The sequence below is a fragment of the Salmonella sp. SAL4457 genome, assembly GCF_046548235.1.
GTDB lineage: Bacteria > Pseudomonadota > Gammaproteobacteria > Enterobacterales > Enterobacteriaceae > Salmonella > Salmonella enterica.
The window spans coordinates 1-276 of record NZ_JBGDZO010000409.1; the positions used below are offsets into that span (position 1 = coordinate 1).

1 protein-coding gene is annotated in these 276 nt (G+C 61.2%); it reads right to left on the bottom strand.

Annotated elements, in window-relative coordinates:
- The coding region (locus ACLJNW_RS24840; RefSeq protein ID WP_410961308.1) for a hypothetical protein at positions 1-276 on the bottom strand (276 nt) is incomplete at both ends.

Below are 276 nucleotides of genomic sequence, written 5' to 3' on the forward strand. Positions count from 1 at the left end.
GGATCAGGCTGTAATGCGCCATGGTCGAGTCAAACCAGGCAAACTTTCCGTAGATCGGGGCGACTTCGACTCCGGCGGTCGCGCCGTAGTTGAGGAGCAGCGAAGTGGCGGGCGGGGCTGCCTCGCGCACCTTGTCGAGCAGCTCCTTGCTGAGGCCGGACTCGTCGTTGTACCAGTTCCAGATCGGCATCACCTGGAAGCCGAAGTTTTCGTGCAGGTGGTACGTGTAGGTCAGCGCAGTCCCGAAGTGCTGGGTGAACTTTCCGTTCACCTGCG